This is a genomic window from Desulfallas thermosapovorans DSM 6562 (assembly GCF_008124625.1).
Classification (GTDB): Bacteria; Bacillota; Desulfotomaculia; order Desulfotomaculales; family Desulfallaceae; genus Sporotomaculum; species Sporotomaculum thermosapovorans.
This window is the reverse complement of sequence record NZ_VNHM01000037.1, coordinates 1-3,131: the sequence shown is the minus strand read 5'-3', so window position 1 is coordinate 3,131 and position 3,131 is coordinate 1. Positions and strand designations below refer to the sequence as shown.

Annotated in this window: 3 protein-coding genes and 1 pseudogene; 3 read left to right on the top strand and 1 reads right to left on the bottom strand. The window is 36.6% G+C overall.

The genetic code is table 11. The features are described from left to right. Window positions 1-243 precede the first annotated feature (243 nt). Window positions 244-990 carry a poly-gamma-glutamate hydrolase family protein gene (locus tag LX24_RS14680; RefSeq protein ID WP_166512873.1) on the bottom strand — a complete coding sequence of 249 codons (747 nt, stop codon included), beginning with the start codon at window positions 988-990 and terminating at the stop codon, window positions 244-246. A gap of 300 nt (window positions 991-1,290) precedes the next feature. Here LX24_RS14680 and LX24_RS15085 point away from each other — a divergent pair. The 3 genes and pseudogenes from LX24_RS15085 to LX24_RS14665 form a co-directional block, all read left to right on the top strand. Next, window positions 1,291-1,580, top strand: a pseudogene (locus tag LX24_RS15085) (hypothetical protein); the annotation flags it as partial. Window positions 1,581-1,641: 61 nt separating this feature from the next. Then, window positions 1,642-2,172: a hypothetical protein gene (locus LX24_RS14670; RefSeq protein ID WP_166512872.1), complete on the top strand. Its 531-nt coding sequence runs from the start codon at window positions 1,642-1,644 to the stop codon at window positions 2,170-2,172. A gap of 541 nt (window positions 2,173-2,713) precedes the next feature. Further along, window positions 2,714-3,043 carry a (deoxy)nucleoside triphosphate pyrophosphohydrolase gene (locus LX24_RS14665; RefSeq protein ID WP_166512871.1) on the top strand — a complete coding sequence of 110 codons (330 nt, stop codon included), beginning with the start codon at window positions 2,714-2,716 and terminating at the stop codon, window positions 3,041-3,043. The last annotated feature ends 88 nt before the right edge of the window (window positions 3,044-3,131 follow it).

Here is a 3,131-nt window from a genome sequence, read left to right as displayed (position 1 = left end):
TAAGAGATATTTGTGATTTTTAGTTTTGGGTAAACGGTTTTTCCTGGCTTCTTAAGCCAGTGTTATACATGGGCTGGGAATTATGCAATTGGCTCTAATAAAGTATTAGAAAAAGGCGCCAATAACCCCGATCAATTAATTGATAATGTTAAAGAAATAACGGAAGAGTAACCTGAAAAAATATTTAAAATAGGCGGGCGAAGCTACCTTGTCAGCTTGGCCCGCCTTTATCTTTATTAAATTTTAATTATTGTTCACTGCCTCACTTATTGCGAGAACATAGTTATTCAAGGTATGTTTATTAGCCGACAAAAACTTTTCCCTTAGACCCTTTGATATTTCTATCTGTACTCCTTGTCCGTCTATATTTTTATTCACTATGTTATCCGGCGACATGCCGGCCAGATTCTTCGGAGCATCTTGCACAGTAAAACCATACTTCGTGAGAGATTTTTTTATTCTGTTTGCCAATTTAGTGTCTCGTCCTCCGATATATGTGAATTCCTTTTCACCGTCACACCCGTGGATTGATAATGTAATTTTAGATTCAGATACCATTTGCATTGCAGCTGCTTCGGCAAATTTGTCTGAGGGAACATGTAGTGAAAAATTATCTGTGCTTTTTAAACCCTGAAATGAATAATAGTTGTAGTTATTATGGGAAGCTAAGGCATAAGCTAATTCAGTAGTGCCTTTTTCAATTTTACCTCCATGAATTGCCACAACTGCAACATTAGAATCTGTTACATTAGCTTCAATTTCATAATCAACATCCACATTTGTTTGAAAATCCAGTAATCTTTTTAATTCATTAAGTTCATTTTTTTGTGTTTTTATTTTTTCATTTGCAATTTCCAATTGTTTTTCTAGTGCTTTATTCTTATCTTCCAATTCTGCGCTTTCGTATTTTACATAACCTAAATAACCTAACAATAAAATAAGTAATAATGCAAATACGTTAATTGCTTTAATATGCTTTTTTATGTTCATCTCTTCTTTCAACCTCCTCTGCTGGGTGCTTTGTAAGGTGAAAAAGGCCCTCGCTTGAGGGCCTTCCCGTCACTCTAATCCGGCTTGCTCATTGATCATATCGTCTTGCTCCAACATATCGTGGACTCCAATAACATTTAAAAAATCCACCCACTTTATCACGCCAGTCGCGGCTAAGACTCCCCCGCATCAAACTTTACTTGAGCTGCAAGATCTTGATCTTGTTGGTTTAGCATTATATTTAGTATTGTTCATGTTTAAAACATTCGCGATTTCATTATTGAATTCCTTCTGTAAAACACTGTTGTCTTTTTGTATGATGAAGGCATACTTGATTGCGATAAACTCAGTGCTGAAAAAGCATTTGCCAATGAAAAGATGGAATTTATATTAACGAATTAATGGAAACAAATATCGAAGGTGTTTACGCCGCCGGCGACAACAGAGTAAAGTATTTAAGACAAGTTGTCTCAGCAGCAGGTGACGGCGCTACCGCAGCAGTTACAGCGGAAAGATATATTGAATAAGCCAATGATTTTAAAACCAGTGTACTGGAAAGTAAAAAACCTGTCATATTGTCCTTCTTTAACCCAAATATTAAAACAGTTCCCGGCAATAATAATAAAAGAAACTAATCATCGGAGGTAATCTATGAAAATCAAAATCAAAGATAGAGTTCTATTGGGAGTTGTGTCAGGTGTACTGGCTGGAATGCCAAGCTTATTGTTAAACATTTATGAACATAAGAAAGGCTTGGTTAATATGACTTACCCGCAATCTGCGGGAACCTTGTCATTAAAAAAAAGCCGGATAAATACCATTGAGGGTAAGATTATCAGTCATGTAACAAATGCTATTGGAATGTCTAGTTCGGGAGTAGCAACAACTTATATAATGTCTTCCACTGGTCGGGATCACCCCATCCTTAAAGGGATAGGTGTGCATTATCTATATGGAGTTATACTTGCGGCAATATTACCCAAGTTTGGTCTGGTTGCTAAAGTCAAACCGAAGTTTCCGGTTTTAGGTTTAATAGAACACACAATATCCGGAGTTTTGTGTGGATTACTCGTAGCCCGGTTGGGTGATGACAGTTTATTTCCCGACAAAAGAACAAGCATAGATGAAAAAACCTATAAGAAGCCAGTAGTAAATATCAAAGCAAAAAATTCAAATATCTAAAAACCGCCTCCGTATTAAACGAAGGCGCTCACGTTTTATTCATACCAGCAGGAAATACTATAAATAAAATACAGTTTGTCATGCCTAGCTAATCAGTTTTGGTTAAGCCCTCCGCAATATAATCTATAATTACGTTCATAACTCTAGGAAACAAATCTTTACCTAACTCTTCCTTATGTAGTCGAAGCAGCATAATGGCATGAAAGACTGCATTAATTAAATTATTTGTATCCGGGAAGAATCAAGGGTTAATAATAAAGCCAGAACCAGCAACCCAAAAATAACTACAAAGGACTGATTAAACTATGCCTTTCGCCAAAATTAATGGTATCAATATCAATTATGAAATCCGTGGTACAGGCCCCCGGGTCCTGTTTATCCACGGCATAGGTGCCGACTTAAAGCACTCCAAAACCAGATCCGCCGGTGGAAACGAAAATTACGATAGGCTCTTCCGGCAATTGTGTTTCAAAAGGTATAATAAAAAAATGGTTTACAAAAACCCAATTAAATGTATTTTATGTTTGTGAGGTTTTATATTTTGAAAACAGTAACTGCCGCTATCTTAATGAAAAATGGACATGTTTTGATTGCCAAAAGGGGTTATGACGGCAACGCAGCAGGTAAATGGGAATTTCCAGGGGGAAAGATTGAAGCTGGTGAAACCCCGGAAGAATGTTTGCGACGGGAAATGAAAGAAGAATTTTGTATTGATGTTGAAGTCAAAGAATTCTTCGGTAAAAGTATTTACCGCTATGAAAATGTTACTATAAATCTTCTAGCTTATTGGACCAGGTGGGTTTCCGGAAATATTTTCCCCACTGTTCACACTGAATATAGATGGGTGAAACCAAAGGATCTTGTTAAGTAGGGCTTGCTGAACGAAACAAAAACCCAACAAAATCAAGGATTCAGGAACATATTTGTCGAAATAAAATGCATGGAAAATGCGGTAAATG